This is a genomic window from Sulfurovum sp., assembly GCF_036568385.1.
In the GTDB taxonomy this organism is placed as follows: domain Bacteria; phylum Campylobacterota; class Campylobacteria; order Campylobacterales; family Sulfurovaceae; genus Sulfurovum.
The window spans coordinates 1-16,096 of record NZ_DATCSP010000033.1; the positions used below are offsets into that span (position 1 = coordinate 1).

At 42.7% G+C, this 16,096-nt stretch carries 19 protein-coding genes; 15 read left to right on the plus strand and 4 right to left on the minus strand.

Features of this window, described 5'->3' with window-relative positions; genetic code table 11:
• Positions 1-187 precede the first annotated feature (187 nt).
• Positions 188-634 carry a hypothetical protein gene (locus tag VIM88_RS03645; protein ID WP_331861524.1) on the plus strand — a complete coding sequence of 149 codons (447 nt, stop codon included), beginning with the start codon at positions 188-190 and terminating at the stop codon, positions 632-634.
• A gap of 8 nt (positions 635-642) precedes the next feature.
• Here VIM88_RS03645 and VIM88_RS03650 read toward each other — a convergent pair whose 3' ends face one another.
• Complete coding sequence (locus tag VIM88_RS03650; RefSeq protein ID WP_331861525.1) at positions 643-951, minus strand: hypothetical protein; 309 nt, start codon at positions 949-951, stop codon at positions 643-645.
• A gap of 206 nt (positions 952-1,157) precedes the next feature.
• On the opposite strand from VIM88_RS03650, the gene VIM88_RS03655 reads away from it, so the two are divergent.
• From VIM88_RS03655 to purF, 7 genes are all read left to right on the plus strand, one after another.
• Positions 1,158-1,286 carry a hypothetical protein gene (locus VIM88_RS03655; RefSeq protein ID WP_331861526.1) on the plus strand — a complete coding sequence of 43 codons (129 nt, stop codon included), beginning with the start codon at positions 1,158-1,160 and terminating at the stop codon, positions 1,284-1,286.
• Complete coding sequence (locus tag VIM88_RS03660; RefSeq protein ID WP_331861527.1) at positions 1,283-1,624, plus strand: YraN family protein; 342 nt, start codon at positions 1,283-1,285, stop codon at positions 1,622-1,624. Before VIM88_RS03655 ends, VIM88_RS03660 begins: the two co-directional genes overlap by 4 nt.
• A 45-nt stretch (positions 1,625-1,669) precedes the next feature.
• Positions 1,670-2,413 (plus strand): phytanoyl-CoA dioxygenase family protein, encoded by a 744-nt coding sequence (locus VIM88_RS03665; protein ID WP_331861528.1) that lies wholly within the window; start codon positions 1,670-1,672, stop codon positions 2,411-2,413.
• Between the two features lie 146 nt (positions 2,414-2,559).
• Positions 2,560-2,877 (plus strand): thioredoxin, encoded by a 318-nt coding sequence (gene trxA / locus VIM88_RS03670; protein WP_331861529.1) that lies wholly within the window; start codon positions 2,560-2,562, stop codon positions 2,875-2,877.
• A gap of 149 nt (positions 2,878-3,026) precedes the next feature.
• Positions 3,027-3,965 (plus strand): thioredoxin-disulfide reductase, encoded by a 939-nt coding sequence (gene trxB / locus VIM88_RS03675; RefSeq protein ID WP_331861530.1) that lies wholly within the window; start codon positions 3,027-3,029, stop codon positions 3,963-3,965.
• Between the two features lie 10 nt (positions 3,966-3,975).
• Complete coding sequence (gene dapB, locus VIM88_RS03680; RefSeq protein ID WP_331861531.1) at positions 3,976-4,743, plus strand: 4-hydroxy-tetrahydrodipicolinate reductase; 768 nt, start codon at positions 3,976-3,978, stop codon at positions 4,741-4,743.
• Between the two features lies 1 nt (position 4,744).
• Complete coding sequence (gene purF, locus VIM88_RS03685; protein WP_331861532.1) at positions 4,745-6,115, plus strand: amidophosphoribosyltransferase; 1,371 nt, start codon at positions 4,745-4,747, stop codon at positions 6,113-6,115.
• Between the two features lie 113 nt (positions 6,116-6,228).
• On the opposite strand, the gene hisIE is transcribed toward purF, so the two are convergent.
• On the minus strand, positions 6,229-6,894 hold the full coding sequence (hisIE, locus tag VIM88_RS03690) for a bifunctional phosphoribosyl-AMP cyclohydrolase/phosphoribosyl-ATP diphosphatase HisIE (protein ID WP_331861542.1): 666 nt from the start codon (positions 6,892-6,894) through the stop codon (positions 6,229-6,231).
• Between the two features lie 166 nt (positions 6,895-7,060).
• On the opposite strand from hisIE, the gene VIM88_RS03695 reads away from it, so the two are divergent.
• Positions 7,061-7,783, plus strand: coding sequence for a 2OG-Fe(II) oxygenase (locus VIM88_RS03695; RefSeq protein ID WP_331861533.1), 723 nt, complete (start codon positions 7,061-7,063; stop codon positions 7,781-7,783).
• Positions 7,784-7,849: 66 nt separating this feature from the next.
• On the opposite strand, the gene VIM88_RS03700 is transcribed toward VIM88_RS03695, so the two are convergent.
• Entirely contained in the window at positions 7,850-8,947 is a 1,098-nt protein-coding gene (locus VIM88_RS03700; RefSeq protein WP_331861534.1) for a prohibitin family protein, read from the minus strand.
• A gap of 9 nt (positions 8,948-8,956) precedes the next feature.
• Positions 8,957-9,877, minus strand: coding sequence for a branched-chain amino acid transaminase (locus VIM88_RS03705; RefSeq protein WP_331861535.1), 921 nt, complete (start codon positions 9,875-9,877; stop codon positions 8,957-8,959).
• 286 nt (positions 9,878-10,163) lie between these two features.
• Here VIM88_RS03705 and VIM88_RS03710 point away from each other — a divergent pair, with 286 nt between their 5' ends.
• From VIM88_RS03710 to VIM88_RS03735, 6 genes are all read left to right on the plus strand, one after another.
• The gene (locus VIM88_RS03710) at positions 10,164-11,030 is read left to right on the plus strand and encodes a hypothetical protein (protein ID WP_331861536.1); all 867 of its coding nucleotides are present in this window, start codon (positions 10,164-10,166) and stop codon (positions 11,028-11,030) included.
• A gap of 422 nt (positions 11,031-11,452) precedes the next feature.
• Positions 11,453-12,166 carry a carbon monoxide dehydrogenase beta subunit family protein gene (locus tag VIM88_RS03715; RefSeq protein ID WP_331861537.1) on the plus strand — a complete coding sequence of 238 codons (714 nt, stop codon included), beginning with the start codon at positions 11,453-11,455 and terminating at the stop codon, positions 12,164-12,166.
• Between the two features lie 15 nt (positions 12,167-12,181).
• Positions 12,182-13,351 carry a transketolase C-terminal domain-containing protein gene (locus tag VIM88_RS03720; protein ID WP_331861538.1) on the plus strand — a complete coding sequence of 390 codons (1,170 nt, stop codon included), beginning with the start codon at positions 12,182-12,184 and terminating at the stop codon, positions 13,349-13,351.
• Positions 13,352-13,535: 184 nt separating this feature from the next.
• Positions 13,536-14,237 carry a thiamine pyrophosphate-dependent enzyme gene (locus VIM88_RS03725; RefSeq protein WP_331861539.1) on the plus strand — a complete coding sequence of 234 codons (702 nt, stop codon included), beginning with the start codon at positions 13,536-13,538 and terminating at the stop codon, positions 14,235-14,237.
• Position 14,238: 1 nt separating this feature from the next.
• Complete coding sequence (locus tag VIM88_RS03730) at positions 14,239-14,943, plus strand: 2-oxoacid:acceptor oxidoreductase family protein (RefSeq protein WP_331861540.1); 705 nt, start codon at positions 14,239-14,241, stop codon at positions 14,941-14,943.
• 444 nt (positions 14,944-15,387) lie between these two features.
• Entirely contained in the window at positions 15,388-15,957 is a 570-nt protein-coding gene (locus VIM88_RS03735) for a carbon monoxide dehydrogenase beta subunit family protein (RefSeq protein ID WP_331861541.1), read from the plus strand.
• Positions 15,958-16,096: the final 139 nt, after the last annotated feature.

Here is a 16,096-nt window from a genome sequence, read left to right on the forward strand (position 1 = left end):
AAGTTACCGGTTCAGTTATTTAGCTCCCACACAGGCTCACTATTTTACAGCGGCTTCAACGAGATAATCAATCTACATCAACCGACTCTTACAGTTTTATTATACTGCACTCTTGAGTGGTGATTTGATTATACAAACGAGTATAACAGTCTCACTGGCTTCATACTTGTTAAGTTATAATACCACTATGAAAAATTTTACAAGGATGCCCATGACCTACAATGACTGGTTTGAAGCACATGCCAAAAAACATGCAGCCATCGTACAAAAACTCCAGGCCCAAGGGCTTGATGAATTTGACATAGTCCAATACTTCATTTTTGAGAACATGGTTGAGAATGAACCGGACTTTTGTGAACTTTATGCCACAAAAACCAAATGCCACGAGATGTATGAACTCAACTGCTACATGTGCGGGTGTCCTCACTTTAGGTTTTACCAATCACCTCCCACAGAAGAAGACCTGGCCTTTCACTCCACCTGTTCCATTAGATCAAAACGTGGAAAACACATTATTAAAGAAGGAGAAATACACCAGGACTGCTCAGGGTGCACCATACCTCACGCCGAAGACTATATATTTAAAAACTTTGATACCGATTGGCGTAAGATGATGAGTAAGGTTAAAAATTAAAGTATAAATTAATGTTCTTTATCAGATTTGGCGTTAGCCTCTAAAGACCATTTGTCAGTCGCAGTACAGCCAACATCACAACTCACATGAGGCGTAATGCCCACCGCCTCAGGATTGATCGCCACTGCTATGAGAAAGTAGTCACCATCCCCTTTATGTGCAGTAAAGTTGTGTGTACCACAAAACTCTTCATTCATAAATTCAGCGACTGTGGTTGCATACCTGTAGGCATCTTGTTGTGTTTCAAAGGTCATATTATTGGCGTATTCACTTTTTTTAAAACATCCACACTCTTTTTCCATTTGTACTGTATACATAGGGGGTATCCTTTTAGATATAAGATAATACTTTTTGGCATCATAACATTATTTGCTTATTCTCATACAAAAGATACATAATACTTTTTCTCGATCCCATCGAGACGATACGAACTAGACAAAGAAGAAAATAGAAAAATGACAATATGACATATTTTGTACTCTCCTTATTTTTTTATTCTATACTCCTAATAATAGGAGTCACTATGCATGAAATGATTACACACCTACATTACAAAATATATACATTACGTGGCAAACAGATAATGCTTGATACATTGGTATTGGAAGCTAAAAAAACAGATGAAAAAGCAATGGGCTTTTTGAAGCCATGAGGGAACTTCCGAAAATCTACGGGGATGAGAGTGAAAGTCTTGCCACACGTTTTTTGGAACAGGAAGGTTTCGTGATCCTGGAGCGTAACTATTTCGCAAGAAAGCTCGGAGAGGTAGACATCATTGCCAGTCGCGATGATGTGCTGCATTTTATAGAAGTCAAGAGCGGTAAAACAGATTTTGACCCTGTCTATAATGTGACACCCTCCAAGCTCCGTAAAGTCATCAACTCTGCCCACTATTACATGAAAACAAAAGGTTTGGATGCGGCATTCAGCATTGATGCACTGATCCTGAGACATGATGAGGTGGAGTTCATAGAAAATGTCACGCTTTAGTGTTTTATTGGATATAATTCCTTATATGATCCAAGGGGTACGATAATGACACTCTCCGCTTCACAATTAGCACAGTTCAACGAGGACGGTTTCCTTGTTTTGCGTCAGTTTGCCGATCATGAACTCTGTGATATGATCCTGGAGCTGGCCAAAGTACATCTCAAGTACAAGATCCCCCCTATCGAAACGGAATCAGAATATGTAGGTCTCGATAAAGAGGTGCTCAAAGTGACCGTACGTCGTCTGCGACAGGTCTATGACCGAGATATCGTGTTTAAAAAATGGATGGAAAATAAAAAGATACGTCCTGTTTTGGCCCAGATACTTGAAGATACCCCGGTACTTACCTTGGCGCATCACAACTCCATCATGACCAAGATGCCCCATACCTCCACAGAAACCTCATGGCACCAGGATATCAGGTACTGGAGCTTTGAAAATGACAATCTTGTCAGCGTATGGCTCGCACTGGATGAGGAGTTCGATGAGAACGGTGTATTGGAGTTCATACCGGGCAGTCATAAGATGCAGTTTACGCCGGAGCAGTTCGAAGGGAAGCAGTACTTCTCCTGCACTGCGCCGGAAAACCAAAGCCTGATCGCAACAAAGACCAGTACCACGTTGCAAAAAGGGGATATAGTGCTGTTTCACGGAAGACTGCTGCACCGTGCCAATAAAAACAGCACGGACAAAGCAAAGATCTCTTTTGTCTATACGGTGAAAGGGAAACAAAACAGAGCTAAAGAGGGGACACGTTCCTCTGCCTATCCTGAGATCATTTTGGAATGAACAGAGCTGCAGAAGTGTAAATTTGTCTGAAGCGTATACATTTAGGACAATTGTAGGAATAATTATAAAAATATAAGTTATGACAATAGTTTTTATAAGAAATTAGGTTATACTATTTACATGAAATAAAAAACAAAGGAATAAATATGGCAAAATATGTAGATTTGACAAACGAAAATTTTGATGCGACGATCGCAGAAGGTGTAACTATGGTAGACTTTTGGGCTCCATGGTGTGGACCTTGTAGAATGATCGCTCCAGTGATCGAAGAGCTTGCAGAAGACTTTGACGGGAAAGCGACTATCTGTAAAGTGAACACAGATGAGCAGCAAGAGATCGCTGTAAAATACGGGATCAGATCTATCCCTGCGATCCTTTTCTTTAAAGACGGTGAAATGGTTGACCAAATGATCGGTGCAGCGTCTAAAGATGCATTTGCAGAAAAACTGAACGCAATACTATAAGTTATGCATACAAGAGGGAATTTTCCCTCTTTCTTCACGGCTTTCATATCTGATTTTAGATAAAATCTCTTAAATTTTTAACCAAGTATTTTCATAGTATAATAGATATTGTTTGCTTAAGTATTTACTTTTTATCTAAAGGAATCAACATGTTGGATTGCGCAATCATCGGCGGTGGACCTGCAGGACTTGCAGCAGGACTGTATGCGACACGCGGAGGATTGAAGAACGTCACACTTTTTGAGATGGGAATGCCCGGCGGGCAGATCACACAGAGTTCTGAGATAGAAAACTATCCCGGATTTTTCGATCATGAGAAAACAGGTATGGACTTTATGGATACCTGGCAAAAGCAGTGTTTCCATTTCGGGTTGAAACATGAGATGCAAAAAGTGGAACGTGTATCTAAAACGGGTGAGCACTTTACCGTAACACTGGAAAACGGTGAAGGCGTGGAATCAAAGACGGTGATCGTATGTACGGGAAGTACACCCAAAAAAGCCGGCATCAAAGGGGAAGATACGTATTTTGGAAAAGGGGTCAGTACCTGTGCCACCTGTGACGGCTTCTTTTACAAAGATAAGCCGGTGACGGTACTGGGCGGCGGTGACACGGCACTGGAAGAAGCGCTTTACCTTTCCAATATCTGCTCAGATGTCTATGTCGTGCACAGAAGAGATACCTTCAGGGCTGCACCCTCCACGGTAGAAAGAGTAGAACGAAAAGAGAACATACACCTCATTACAGACACGGTCATAGAAGAAGTGCTGGGTGATGCCATGGGTGTGACCGGAGTGAAACTGAAGAACAAAAAGGGCGAGATCACACAGATGGACAATCCCGGTCTTTTTGTCTTTGTCGGTCATAATGTCAATAACGCGGTACTGAAAGATGAGGAAGGCCACTTTATCTGCGAGATGAGCGAGCATGGACAGGTCATAGTGGATCTAAGCATGAGAACATCAGTACCGGGTCTGTTCGCGGCAGGAGACATACGCATAGAGGCACCCAAACAGGTGGTCTCGGCAGCAGGTGACGGTTCTGTGGCGGCACTGCAGGTAATTTCATATATTCAAGAACAAGCATAAGGATTAAACAATGGCAAAAGTGGGTATCGTAGGCAGTACAGGCAGAGTAGGGAATCTTCTGATAGACGCTCTTTTACATGACAAAGAGCTACCGTTGAGCGCAGTACATGTATACGGCGAACTGAAAAGAGATCTGCCTTCAGATGTGTTGGTGACGAACAGTATCAAAGTACTGCTTGAAAACTGTGATGTGGTCATCGACTTCTCTGCCCCTGAAGCAACACAGGAGCTTTGTGAAGAGGCGTTGAAAAACCCTACACCGCTGGTGATAGCGACCACAGGATTTACGGAACACCAGCAAAATCTTTTAAAAGAGGCTTCGCAAGAGATGCCGGTGCTGTATGCTTCCAATATGTCTGCGGGTATCGCACTGCTGAAGCAGCTGGTAGAGCAGGTGTCCGCTACACTGAAAGATTTCGATATAGAGATCGTAGAGCAGCACCACAGACATAAAGTGGACGCCCCATCGGGCACGGCGCTTACTTTGGGTGAATTTGCGGCCAAAGGACGTGGACAGGACCTGGATGCAGTACGTATCAGCGGCAGGGACGGGCAGATAGGAGCAAGAAGCAAAGACGAGATCGCAGTGATGGCGCTCCGTGGCGGTGACATTGTCGGCCGTCATACCGTAGGCTTTTACAATGATGGTGAGTTTTTGGAGCTCAATCATACCGCTACCAGCAGAGAAACGTTTTCCAAAGGTGCCATCCGCGCTGCCAAGTGGCTTGTAGATCAGGAATCTGGTCTATACTCTATCAATGATTGTTTAGGAATATAATATGTGTGCAATAGTCGGTGTATTCGGAGCAAAAAAAGCTTCAACGGTAGCGTATTATTCGCTTTTTTCCATGCAGCATCGCGGACAGGAAGCTACAGGTATTTCTGCAGCCAACGGTAAGCGTATCGCTACCTATAAAAAACGTGGTATGGTGGCGGATGTTTTCTCACAGGCAACACTGGACAGTCTGGATGGAGAATGTGCTGTAGGGCATAACCGCTATTCAACAGCGGGGAGTGAATCTGCCGGAGATGCACAGCCCGTGTTTGCCAAATACAAACTCGGAGAGATCTCTGTCGTACACAATGGTAATCTTGTCAATAAGCACGAGGTGAGAAATGAACTGATAGATAGAGGCGCCATTTTCCAGACGGATATGGATACAGAGAATATCATTCACCTTATTGCAAAATCCCAAAAGGACTCTTTGGTCGACCGTATCAAAGATATGCTGACGAAGATAGAGGGTGCCTACTGTCTGGCGATACAGAGCCGGTCAAAAATGTTTGTGATCCGCGACCGTTTCGGTATCCGTCCGCTTAGTCTTGGAAAGCTTAAGGACGGCGGGTACATCGTGGCATCTGAAACGTGTGCCTTTGACCTGGTAGGTGCAGAGTTCATACGTGATGTGGAGCCCGGAGAGATGCTTACGTTCGAAGAGGGCAAAGAGCCTCAGTCAGAAAAAGTGTTTGAGCAGGACTATCACCCCTGTGCTTTTGAATATATCTATTTTGCCAGACCGGACTCCATCATTGACGGCAAGAACGTCTATGAGATGCGTTTAAAGATGGGGAAAAGGCTCGCAAGAGAGACACCTGCAGAGGTGGATATTGTACTTCCTGTGCCTGATTCGGGTGTAGCCGCTGCCAAAGGGTATGCAGATGGACTGGGTGTACCGTTTGAGATGGGTATCGTGCGTAACCACTATGTAGGGCGTACTTTTATTGAACCGACACAGGAGATACGTGATCTTAAGGTCAAACTGAAACTCTCTCCGATCGAACATCTGATAAAGGGAAAAAGAGTCGCCATCATCGATGACTCTCTTGTACGCGGTACCACGTCCAAGCAGATCGTACGTATGCTGAAAGAAGCAGGTGCAAAAGAGGTACATATGCGTATTGCTGCCCCGGAGATCAAGTTCCCGTGCCGATACGGTATCGATACGCCAACCAAGGAAGAGCTGATCTCTACAAAGTTCACACCAGAAGAGATCGCCGATAAAATTGGTGCTGATTCTCTAGGCTTCCTTTCTATTGAAGGGCTGAAAGAGTCACTTGGCACCGAAAGAAACTATTCACTGGTCAGCTTTGACGGAAAGTATTTTGCCGGCGGTAATGCAGATAGCCCAGGGTGTGCGGGCGGTTGTTAAATAGAGAGTGTAAAAGGAACGGCTGATCCCCTTTTACGCTCATTGGGATCTTGCAGCTCCCGAACCGCTTCGCTTACGAGGGCGTTCGCCATGACAGATATTCAGATGTGTGATTATTTGGAACGGCTCTCTTTTTCTTCTATGCCGCTCAATCCGAATCGTCTTGCCAGCTCTTGTTTGACCCTGTCCGGAGAGATATCTCTGTAGCCCAGTCCTACCAGTGTATGGTAGAGCAGGTCGGCAGATTCGTAGATGACCTGCTCGTCGCTCTCTTCATTGATGGCGACACAGACCTCCTCCGCTTCTTCACGGATCTTAGAGAGCATCAGCGCTTTGTCGTCCAAAAGTTTCTTGGTCCATGACTTGGCTTCTTCGGGAGCATTTTTGCGCTCCAAGATCGTATGGTAGAGGGTATCCACCACACCATAGATGGCATCCGTATCTACTTCTTTGTCCAGGACTATCTTGTCTTGCATCACAGAAGTGAAGAAGCAGCTTTTGCGTCCCGTGTGACAGGCTACACCGTGCTGAATGATCTTCAAGATCACGGTATCTGCATCACAGTCAAGCAGTATATCCTTGACCTCCTGGACATGCCCGGAGCTTTCACCCTTTTTCCAGATACGCTGTTTGCTTCGACTGAAGTAGTGTGCAAACCCTGTCTCGAGTGTAAGCTGATACGCCTCTTCGTTCATATAGGCGAGCATGAGAATTTCGTTACTTTCCGCATCTTGGGCGATAGCAGGGATCAGAGGATTTTTTTGCCAGTCAAGCTGCATGATAGGTCTCCATAGCATTTATAGTGATGATATTATAGCTATTTGGTTTTAAACTGCAAGCTATCTATGGAGGCAAACAGGTAATTTAAGAAAAGTTTTAGAACAAAAGGTCGATTTTTGGATTATAATGGCATGCTTTATAGCTATCTTACTTTTTGGGCTTTAGATGATACAGATCAGTAACCATATCTATTGTGATGCACGCTTGGAAAAGCTGCATATCACCAATAGACTGCTCCCCAGTGCCTATAAGGATACCCCTTATTTGACCATTAAGAACTTCTTTACGCCCGAACTCTGTAGACAGCTCGCTTCCCTGGTGAAGCAGGACGAGGAGAGTCAAAGGGCGGAAGTCAAACTGGAAAACATCAGCGGAATCATAGAATCAGATGTGGTGACGGATTACCGTAAAACGAATATCTATACATTGGATGATTTTTACAGTGACTATTACGAGAAGCAGTTTCTCAAATACAAACCCCTGATAGAAGAGTATTTTGCAGCGGCCATCACGCTTTCGACGGATATCCAGGTACTGGAGTATAAAGAGGGCTATTTCTACGTGAAGCATGCAGATGATTCCAGCGAACTGGTAGATGAAAACGGAGAGACGGTAGGGTTCAAATGTGTGGCACCGGAACGAAAACTGACGACAGTGCTTTTTGCAACCTCTCATCAGTGCAAAGCCCAAGATGAGGGTGAAGGTTTCAGTGGAGGAGAGCTGCTCTTCAATTACCTGTATCATGAAGAAGGTGAGCCTGTAAAGATCAAAGCTGAAGCGGGAGAGATGATAGTCTTTCCCAGCAATCCCTACTTTTCACATGAAGTACTGCCGGTTAAAAACGGATACAGATTGACACTGGTACAGTGGCATGATGCGCTCTATTAAGTGTGTGATGGGTTTTATTATAAAGAAGAGGAGATAGCTACGGGCTGATCCCCGTAGCCAAAAAGTTTACTGCTGAGCAGAGAGGGTCTTTTGCTCTTTACCTTTTGCATCGACCCAAATGTTCGGTACTGCTCCGCCAGGTGTAAGGAAGATTTGTGCATCTTTGTTCACCTTCAGTGCTTCATTGAATTTCGCCTGTGTTTTGATCTGCTCCAGTTCAATGAGCTGCGGTGTCAGTGAACCTGAGATCAGTTTATTGGCTTTGGCCTGTTCCTCAGCTTCTATACGGATCTTATCTGCCTGACCCTGTGCCTCGATACGGTTTCTCTCTGCTTCACCACGTGCAACCTCTGCTGCTCTTTGTGCTTCCTGCTTCGCTTTCTCTTTTTGCTGTTCTGCGATGGTGACATCCTGCTTGGCGATCTGAACACGTTCGATCTGTTCTTTGATCTTTGGAGGCAGGTCGATCGTTCTTAACTCTACGGATTCAAGTACCACAGGCTGGTTCATCAGTGTATCTACACTCTCTTTTACTTTTACTTCGATGGCTGCAGCGATCTGGTTACGCATTTCAGGAAGCTGCTCTGCCGTATACTGGCCTACCACATCACGCACGACTTCACGTACTTTGGAGTTGATGATCTTCTCTTCCCAGCTCGTACCCCATTTTTCTATGGTTGCCGGTGCAGTTTCTGCCCTGAGTCTATACTGTACTGCAATATCGATATTGACACTCAGTCCCCGCTTGTCAAGCACGGTGATTGCCGGGTTTCTCTTGAGACCGCCTTCAAGGCTTCTGTATTCATCACCCAGTTCACTTGTTCTGATATTGGAGTAGGTGATCAGTCTGATACGTGTATTGACCGGTATGATCTTTTGAAGCACCGGAACAAAGAAATGGAGCCCCGCCCCAAGAGGTTCTTGCTCAAATTTACCGGTAGTAATCTTGATGCCTACTTCACCGGAGTTGATGATGGTAAAAGGCTTCAGTACAAAAAGAGCAAATGCAATGGCTATGATGATAAATATCCATGATGCGCCTTTGCCCATATTGTTGAGAGGGTTTTCAAAGTTGCCTCCCCCGCTTCTACCTCCGCTTCCGCTGTTATCTGAGGTATTGCTCGGTTTTCTCTTTTTAAAATAGTCGTTCATATCTGCTGGCATGGCTGCTCCTTAATTGATATAGGTTAAGTACTGGATATAGTCAGGGTTCTTGCCTGCTACCACATCAAAGTAGGCTGTTTGTAATTTCTCCGTGATAGGACCTCTTGACCCTGCACCGATGATACGGGCATCGACTTCACGGATCGGTGTGACTTCCGCAGCAGTTCCTGTCAGGAACGCTTCATCTGCGATGTAAACTTCTTCACGGGTAATACGGCGTCTTTCCACCTTTATACCCATGTCATGCGCTAGGTCTATCACAGTTTGCTGCGTAATGGACTCCAGTGAATTGTCACTTGGAGGCGTAATGAGCACACCATCTCTTACCATAAAGAAAGCTGCCCCGGATGCTTCTGCAATATACCCATGGTCGTCCCTAAGCAGCGCTTCATCATACCCTGCTTCCACCGCTTCATATTTTGCCATTTGAGAGTTCAGGTAGTTGGCGACGGCTTTGGCTTTACCCATCCCAGAGGTGTTAGGTGTTCTTGTGACAGAAGTGATCTTGATACGGACACCTTTTTTAAGACCCTCTTCTCCAAGATATGCTCCCCATTCCCATGCAGAGATAGATACATTGACAGGACAGTCTTTATGGTAAAGGCCCATGACACCATATCCAAGATACACCAACGGTCTGATATAGGCACCGTTAAAGAGTTCATTTTTTTGTAAAAGTTCTACTTGTGCAGCATTCAATTCCTCTGCGGTATAGGGTACGTTCATCAGTGTCATCTTTGATGAATTAAGAAGTCTTTGCGTATGTTCCTTGAGTTTAAAGATCGCACATCTTCCGTCTACTGTTTTGTAGGCTTTAGTCCCCTCTATGGCACCATTTCCATAATGCAGTGTATGTGTAAGTACGTGTACCTTGGCGTCATCCCAGGGTACGAATTTGCCATCCATCCAGATATATTTTGCTTTGTTCATTATTATTGCTCCAGGACATGCCCATAAGGCAGTCAAAATTAATGAATTATTCTAGCTAAAATGTGGTTAATAGTCGGTTATAGAAATTTTGGAAATACAGTCCCATTTTCAGATGAACACAAATGGTACAGATCGGGCCGTAAAAGGGTGCAGGGATAGAAGGAATGGTTAAAAATTGATCATATGAGAGCGTATAGAATCGGTGCATACCTGATATACTACCATTATATATTCAAACCGAATAAAAACTATTTTGCTATGATACGATATCAATCAAAGGAATAATATGATGAAAGAGTTTATCAAGGTCTATGAAGAGAATCATGAAGATATAGAAAAGTTCATTGTCACCACTGTAAAGAACACGGGACCTCTTTTATCGGATGCCCCTAACAGTTATAAAAACATTTTCAAAACGTTTCCTTCGATGGAACTGATATATGTGACCGATCAAAATTTCATACAAACCGATGCAAACTTTTTTAGAAACAAAATAGACGATTCGGAAAAAGGTAAAAGCCGCGCCTACATGAGTACCAAGTTCCTGAAAAAAGAGGATGAGATCTCTGTCAGTACTCCTTACATAAGTTCTGCGACAGGCCATACCTGCATCACGGTGATGAAAAAAGAAGGGGATAGCTATGTCTTCATAGATTACAGGCTTTCCGCGCTGCTCGGAAGACTGGGATTGATCGAATTGAACCCTGCCTTTAACCAGTTAACAAAGCTCTTTTACAAGTCAGTGGGGTTTTCCCTGATGGCATTTGCTTTTTTTGCCATCATCTATGCGATCTCCGGATATATATCAAGTGTTTTTACCGAGAAGGACTATACACTGGACATCCTATTCAAACCGATAGTGGCACTGACGTTGGGGCTGGCTATTTTTGACCTTGCAAAAACGATCCTGGAAAGAGAGGTCTTTTATAAAAAATACAGCAAACAAAATGAAGACGCGAATGTATTGACCAAGTTTGCCATAGCCATTATCATTGCCCTTTCCATAGAAGCATTGATGGTGGTCTTCAAGATCGCTTTACATGACTATTCGGATATGATCCATGCGCTCTATCTCATTACCGGGATAGCATTGATCATTGTATCGCTGGGTATTTATGGTTACCTGTCAAGCAGGAGCAGATCAGACAAATAAGCCGGTGTGGGCAGAGACCAATTGGTACCGGTTTAGATCGGGAGATCGCCTGTGGAGAATATACACAAACATAGAGTATGCAGGGGTGTATGCACAGGGTTTAATCATTTTTTAATGTAATCTCATTAAAGTTAGCCTATAAGGTTTCTAAACAAAATAGAGCATGAAGAAAGCCATTTTTTAGTGCTTGTTTGAGATAATTTATGACTTGATCTGTAAGATTATTTTAGCTTTATCGCCTGTTTTGTGCAGAATAAGATGTATTTACGGTAAATTATAATTACTATACTACACACTTATCGGTTTCTAAAATATTAATATTATCTTCTTTATGAAGTTTTATGCATATTTTAGATAGGATGGCTTAGCTTATAAGCTGAAGTCAAATCATTTTTGATAACATTTATTAAGGAGAATCAAATATGTCAAAGAAAATAACAGCTGGTCCGGTAGGTTATATGCCTCATTCGGCACCATCCATGGGAGTGGAGCTTGCGCCTGAAGGTAAAGCACTACTATATGGAAATATCGTAGAAGAAGAAGAGGCGATGAGAGATGCTGCGAAAGCCATGTTAACAATGGACAACCCAACTATCTTCCCTGGACCACAAGTTTTATGGGACTGGAGAGATGACGTTGCGGACAAATCAGCAGCAATTTTAGAGTTGGCATCAGAGATTCCAAATTGTAGAATTATTCCAATGCCAGATTACAGACCAAAGTATCCAAAAATTGATGCTGAAGCGGAAATCAATCCAAATCACCCGAATTTGACGATCTTACATAATAAAATTAAAGCTTGTATTTTTGTTGGTGTACACTGTCACTATGCAAACCTTAGTTTAAGAATGATCAGAGCCGGTACAGACTGTCACACGATCGCACTATGCGGATTCATGGGACATGAAGAAGCTATGACATCCATCAGAGACGTTCATGCTGAAGATATCAGAAGATTTAAAGATATCGTAATACAGGTTAGAAATGAACTGGGTATCGAATGGACAACAACACCTCCACCAGAAAATCCATCTTTACCAAAAGAGGACTGGGGATCACTTACGCCTGCTGATTATGGTGAGTACAGAAGTCTCATCATGAGTAGAAAAGGTGAACACGTTGCAGACGTTGAATAAGATTAGGAGAGACAAATGAGTTTAAATAAAAAATTAGTAAGCGCGGACTACCTTTTAAAAGAGGCTCCGAGAGAAAAGCACTTTATTACTGGTGCTCAAGCAATGGCAGAAGCTGTTAAAAGAGCAAGTGTTGATATGGCGATCGCCTATCCTATTACTCCGCAATCGGAAGTAATGCACCTTGTTGGTGACATCTATGCACAAGGTCACATCAAAGAGTACTATAGAGCGGAAGAAGAGCTTGGTACAATGTCTGCGATCGCAGGTGCGGCTAGAGCAGGTGTACGTCTCTTTACAGCAACATCAGGACCAGGACTTCTTAGAGGACTTGAAGCGATCGTTTCATGGCCAGGACACAGAGTACCAGCGGTATTGGGTGTACTTACAAGAGTTGTTAACGCTCCTCTTTCTATTCAGCCGGACAACATTGAAATGGCATACCTAATGCACAGTGGTGTAATTATGCTGCATGCTGAAAACCAGCAAGATACGTTTGACATGACTTTGGCAGCTTTCGCAATTACTGAGAAAGTAGATGTTTATATTCCTGTATCTGTATCTACAGAAGGATTCTTCGTAACACACGCAAAAGGTTATGTTGAAATGACTCCTGAAGATATGGCATTGGAAGAAATGGATCCATACTATGCACCGGTTCCAGCAATGGACAACGAAGTGCCACCGGCAAGAATCCAAAGAGATGCGCCTGTTCAGAAGTCTAACTTCATGAGTTACTTGATCCACTCTGTATGGCAGCAAGAGATCTGGGATTCAAACAGAAGAGCAATGAAATATATCTATCAATACCTTGGTGGACCAATTGAGGTACAAAACCCAGGTTCAGATGTAATGATCGTTGCATCAGGATGTGCGGCTGCGCAAGCAAGAGAAGCACACAGATATGCTCAAGAAGAAGGGATCAGTGTTGGTTTCGTTAAAGTAAAAGCGATCAGACCATTCCCTACAGATGAGATCAACGAAGCACTAAAAGGTGCAAAAACGGTAATTATTCCTGAACACAATATCATCGGATGGTTGTGTAAGGAAGTAAAAGCAGCTATACCGAACGGTGGTATTGTTGTAGAAGGTCCAAGAGTATATGGTGGTATGACATTACCTGTGGAATTGATCATGGAGCAAGTATATATAGCTCTTGGTATGAAATCCGAAACATTACAAGCATAAGGGATATAAAATGAGTTTAAAATATATGATTCCAGCGTCAAAATTTAAGAGATATTTGCCAAAAGACTATGTTGAACTAGTAGACTATGGTCCATTTGGTAAAGACTACAGCGAAGTTGGCGTTAAAAATATGGGTACGTACAAAGAGTTGGTGGAAGAACACCCAATGTGTTCAGGATGTTGGATGGCTTACTACATTAAGATCATCTTCGCATCACTTCCGAACCCTGAAGATACAGTAACGATCGGTACAGCTGGTTGTGGTAGACTTGCTATTTCTCAGGCTGCGGTTCCATTCATCTATGGTAACTATGGTGACCAAAATGCGATGGCATCTGGTATCACACGTGCATTCAGACTAAGATTCCCTGATAGACACAAAGACGTTATCACAATCGCTGGTGACGGTGGTATGATGGATATCGGTTTCAGTATGACTATGCATGCATGGTTCAGACGTGAGAGATTCACGACTATTATGCTAGATAACGAAGTATATGGTAACACAGGTGGACAAGAGAGTGGTATGAGTGTTGAAGGTGCTGTTCTTAAAATGTCTCCAAAAGGTAAGAACTTTGGTAAAATGCCTGCAATGCAGCTTGCTATTGATGCTGGATGTGTGTACGTTGTTAAAATGTCACCGACAAACATCAACAAGTCTTCTAAAGCGATCAGAAGAGCGATCTTCGCAGCAAGAACACTTGGACCAACTTTCATCCATGTATATACTTCATGTAACATTGAGTACTCTATTCCTACTCCTGATGTATTCAGAGATGCTAAAGAGAAGGAAAAAGGTCGTTTTGCTTTTGAAGAGTATATGACAGATGAAGCGAAAGAGCTGTTTGCTCAAATCGAATCTAAAAACAAAAGAGAGGTAAGCTAATATGGCGGTAGATAAAAAAAGATATAATATGCGTATATCCGGGCTTGGTGGACAGGGGGTTGTAACCTCTGCTCACATCCTCGGATCTGCAATGGACAATGCTGGTAAATTCGCTTCTTTGGTACCATTTTTTGGTTCTGAAAAGAGAATGGCTCCGGTTGAAGCATATGTTAGAGCATCTTCTGAACCTATCTATGAAGTAGGTGAGGTTGTTTACCCTGATATTATTATGATATACCATTCACAGGTTATCACACATGGTAAGTCATATACTATGCCATTCTATGCCGGTTTGAAAAAGAACAGCCTTGTTATCATCAATACAGACGTAGATGTGCTTGATAAAGAAGACAAAGAAGTACTTACCAGACTTAACGCCAAAGTGGTTCAATTCAATGCAACTGAACTTGCACTTAAAATCGCAGGTACTGAACTTGCAACGAACATGGCGATGATGGGTATGCTTCTTGGTATCACAAAACTTGTGACTGAAGACAATATTGAAAAAGCGGTTAGAGAAAGATTCCTAGGTAGTTCTTTCGTTGCTTCTGGTGGTACGGCTTCTCTAGACTCTGCGATCGAGAAAAAGTTTAAGAAGAAAGAAGAATTGCTTGCAAAAAATATGGAAGTAATTAATGCTACTTTTGAAATGGCCGATTCTATCGACTTGAACTCAGATGAACTTATAATTAAATTACAAGCATAAAAAGGAAAAATAATGTACTACGTAGCAAAAGTAAACTCAGAAATGTGTTCAACACACAAATGTAACATGTGTACACTTTACTGTCCAGAGGCAAATACTTTGATGTATGATAAAGAACCAAAACATGGTAATTCAAATGGTACTTCATGGGTCGATGAAGACAGATGTAAAGGTTGTGCAATTTGTGTATATGTATGTTCTGACCTTCTTAACAGAGATTGTATAACAATGGAAATGGTTACTACGGAAGAAGCGTAAACTCTTATGTTGGGACTGAGTGCCCAACACAAGAATTGAATCACCCTTTGTTCCTTTGAAACAGAGGGATAAATGTCATGTTGTGTCATGTCAATAAAATTTATTTGCACATCCTGCCAAGCTTCGATGTGATAAGTTTTATACACATGACACTACAGTACACAAGGTAAAATTTAGGAGAGAATAATGGCTAATTTAGGCCCAGCTTACTATGCACCATATCCAGTTGCAACCTATGATGGTATACTTACACCACCTGAAGGGAAAGCACTATTATTAACTGAAATAGTTGATGAAGAAACAGCAATGAGAGAAATTGCTAGAGTAATGTTAACAAGCGAGAATGCTACGATCTTCCCAGGACCACAAGTATTATATGCGTGGAATGACGAAGCGAAGAAAAAAGCAACACTGATCAAAGAAATGGCGGAAGTTTTGAACGCTAAAATGATACCAATGTATGATTATAGACCAAAATATCCTAAGATCGACCCAGAAGTAGAGATCAACCCTAACCACCCGAATTTAACAATCTGGCACAACAATATCAAAGCAGCGATATTTATTGGTGTTCACTGTCACTATGCGAATGTTGCATTAAAGATCGTAAGAGCTGAAACAGACTGTTATACGGCTGCAATGTGTGCACTTTCCGGACACGAAGATGCGATGGCTACTATCAGAGATCAGCACGCAGAAGATTTGGCAAGATTTATAGAAATTGCTAAAGAAGTAAAGCAAGAGCTTTCAAAATAGAGCTTAGGAGATTACTATTATGAGCATAAAAAACATGACGGATGAAAAGAACTGGTCAGGTCAGAAACTTGTTTCTACTGACTACTTACTTTTTGAAGCACCGAGAACTAAACACTTCGTGACAGGTTCAGAAGTTGTG

Bases quoted from the DNA above. Each gene is read 5' to 3' on its own strand.
- trxB (WP_331861530.1), top strand. From the start codon at position 3,027: ATGTTGGATTGCGCAATCATCGGCGGTGGACCTGCAGGACTTGCAGCA.
- VIM88_RS03695 (WP_331861533.1), top strand. From the start codon at position 7,061: ATGATACAGATCAGTAACCATATCTATTGTGATGCACGCTTGGAAAAG.
- VIM88_RS03650 (WP_331861525.1), bottom strand. From the start codon at position 951: ATGTATACAGTACAAATGGAAAAAGAGTGTGGATGTTTTAAAAAAAGT.
- dapB (WP_331861531.1), top strand. From the start codon at position 3,976: ATGGCAAAAGTGGGTATCGTAGGCAGTACAGGCAGAGTAGGGAATCTT.
- VIM88_RS03725 (WP_331861539.1), top strand. From the start codon at position 13,536: ATGGCTTACTACATTAAGATCATCTTCGCATCACTTCCGAACCCTGAA.
- VIM88_RS03700 (WP_331861534.1), bottom strand. From the start codon at position 8,947: ATGCCAGCAGATATGAACGACTATTTTAAAAAGAGAAAACCGAGCAAT.
- VIM88_RS03660 (WP_331861527.1), top strand. From the start codon at position 1,283: ATGAGGGAACTTCCGAAAATCTACGGGGATGAGAGTGAAAGTCTTGCC.
- purF (WP_331861532.1), top strand. From the start codon at position 4,745: ATGTGTGCAATAGTCGGTGTATTCGGAGCAAAAAAAGCTTCAACGGTA.
- VIM88_RS03645 (WP_331861524.1), top strand. From the start codon at position 188: ATGAAAAATTTTACAAGGATGCCCATGACCTACAATGACTGGTTTGAA.
- trxA (WP_331861529.1), top strand. From the start codon at position 2,560: ATGGCAAAATATGTAGATTTGACAAACGAAAATTTTGATGCGACGATC.
- VIM88_RS03735 (WP_331861541.1), top strand. From the start codon at position 15,388: ATGGCTAATTTAGGCCCAGCTTACTATGCACCATATCCAGTTGCAACC.
- VIM88_RS03730 (WP_331861540.1), top strand. From the start codon at position 14,239: ATGGCGGTAGATAAAAAAAGATATAATATGCGTATATCCGGGCTTGGT.
- VIM88_RS03715 (WP_331861537.1), top strand. From the start codon at position 11,453: ATGTCAAAGAAAATAACAGCTGGTCCGGTAGGTTATATGCCTCATTCG.
- VIM88_RS03655 (WP_331861526.1), top strand. From the start codon at position 1,158: ATGCATGAAATGATTACACACCTACATTACAAAATATATACATTACGT.
- VIM88_RS03665 (WP_331861528.1), top strand. From the start codon at position 1,670: ATGACACTCTCCGCTTCACAATTAGCACAGTTCAACGAGGACGGTTTC.
- VIM88_RS03720 (WP_331861538.1), top strand. From the start codon at position 12,182: ATGAGTTTAAATAAAAAATTAGTAAGCGCGGACTACCTTTTAAAAGAG.
- VIM88_RS03705 (WP_331861535.1), bottom strand. From the start codon at position 9,877: ATGAACAAAGCAAAATATATCTGGATGGATGGCAAATTCGTACCCTGG.
- VIM88_RS03710 (WP_331861536.1), top strand. From the start codon at position 10,164: ATGATGAAAGAGTTTATCAAGGTCTATGAAGAGAATCATGAAGATATA.
- hisIE (WP_331861542.1), bottom strand. From the start codon at position 6,894: ATGCAGCTTGACTGGCAAAAAAATCCTCTGATCCCTGCTATCGCCCAA.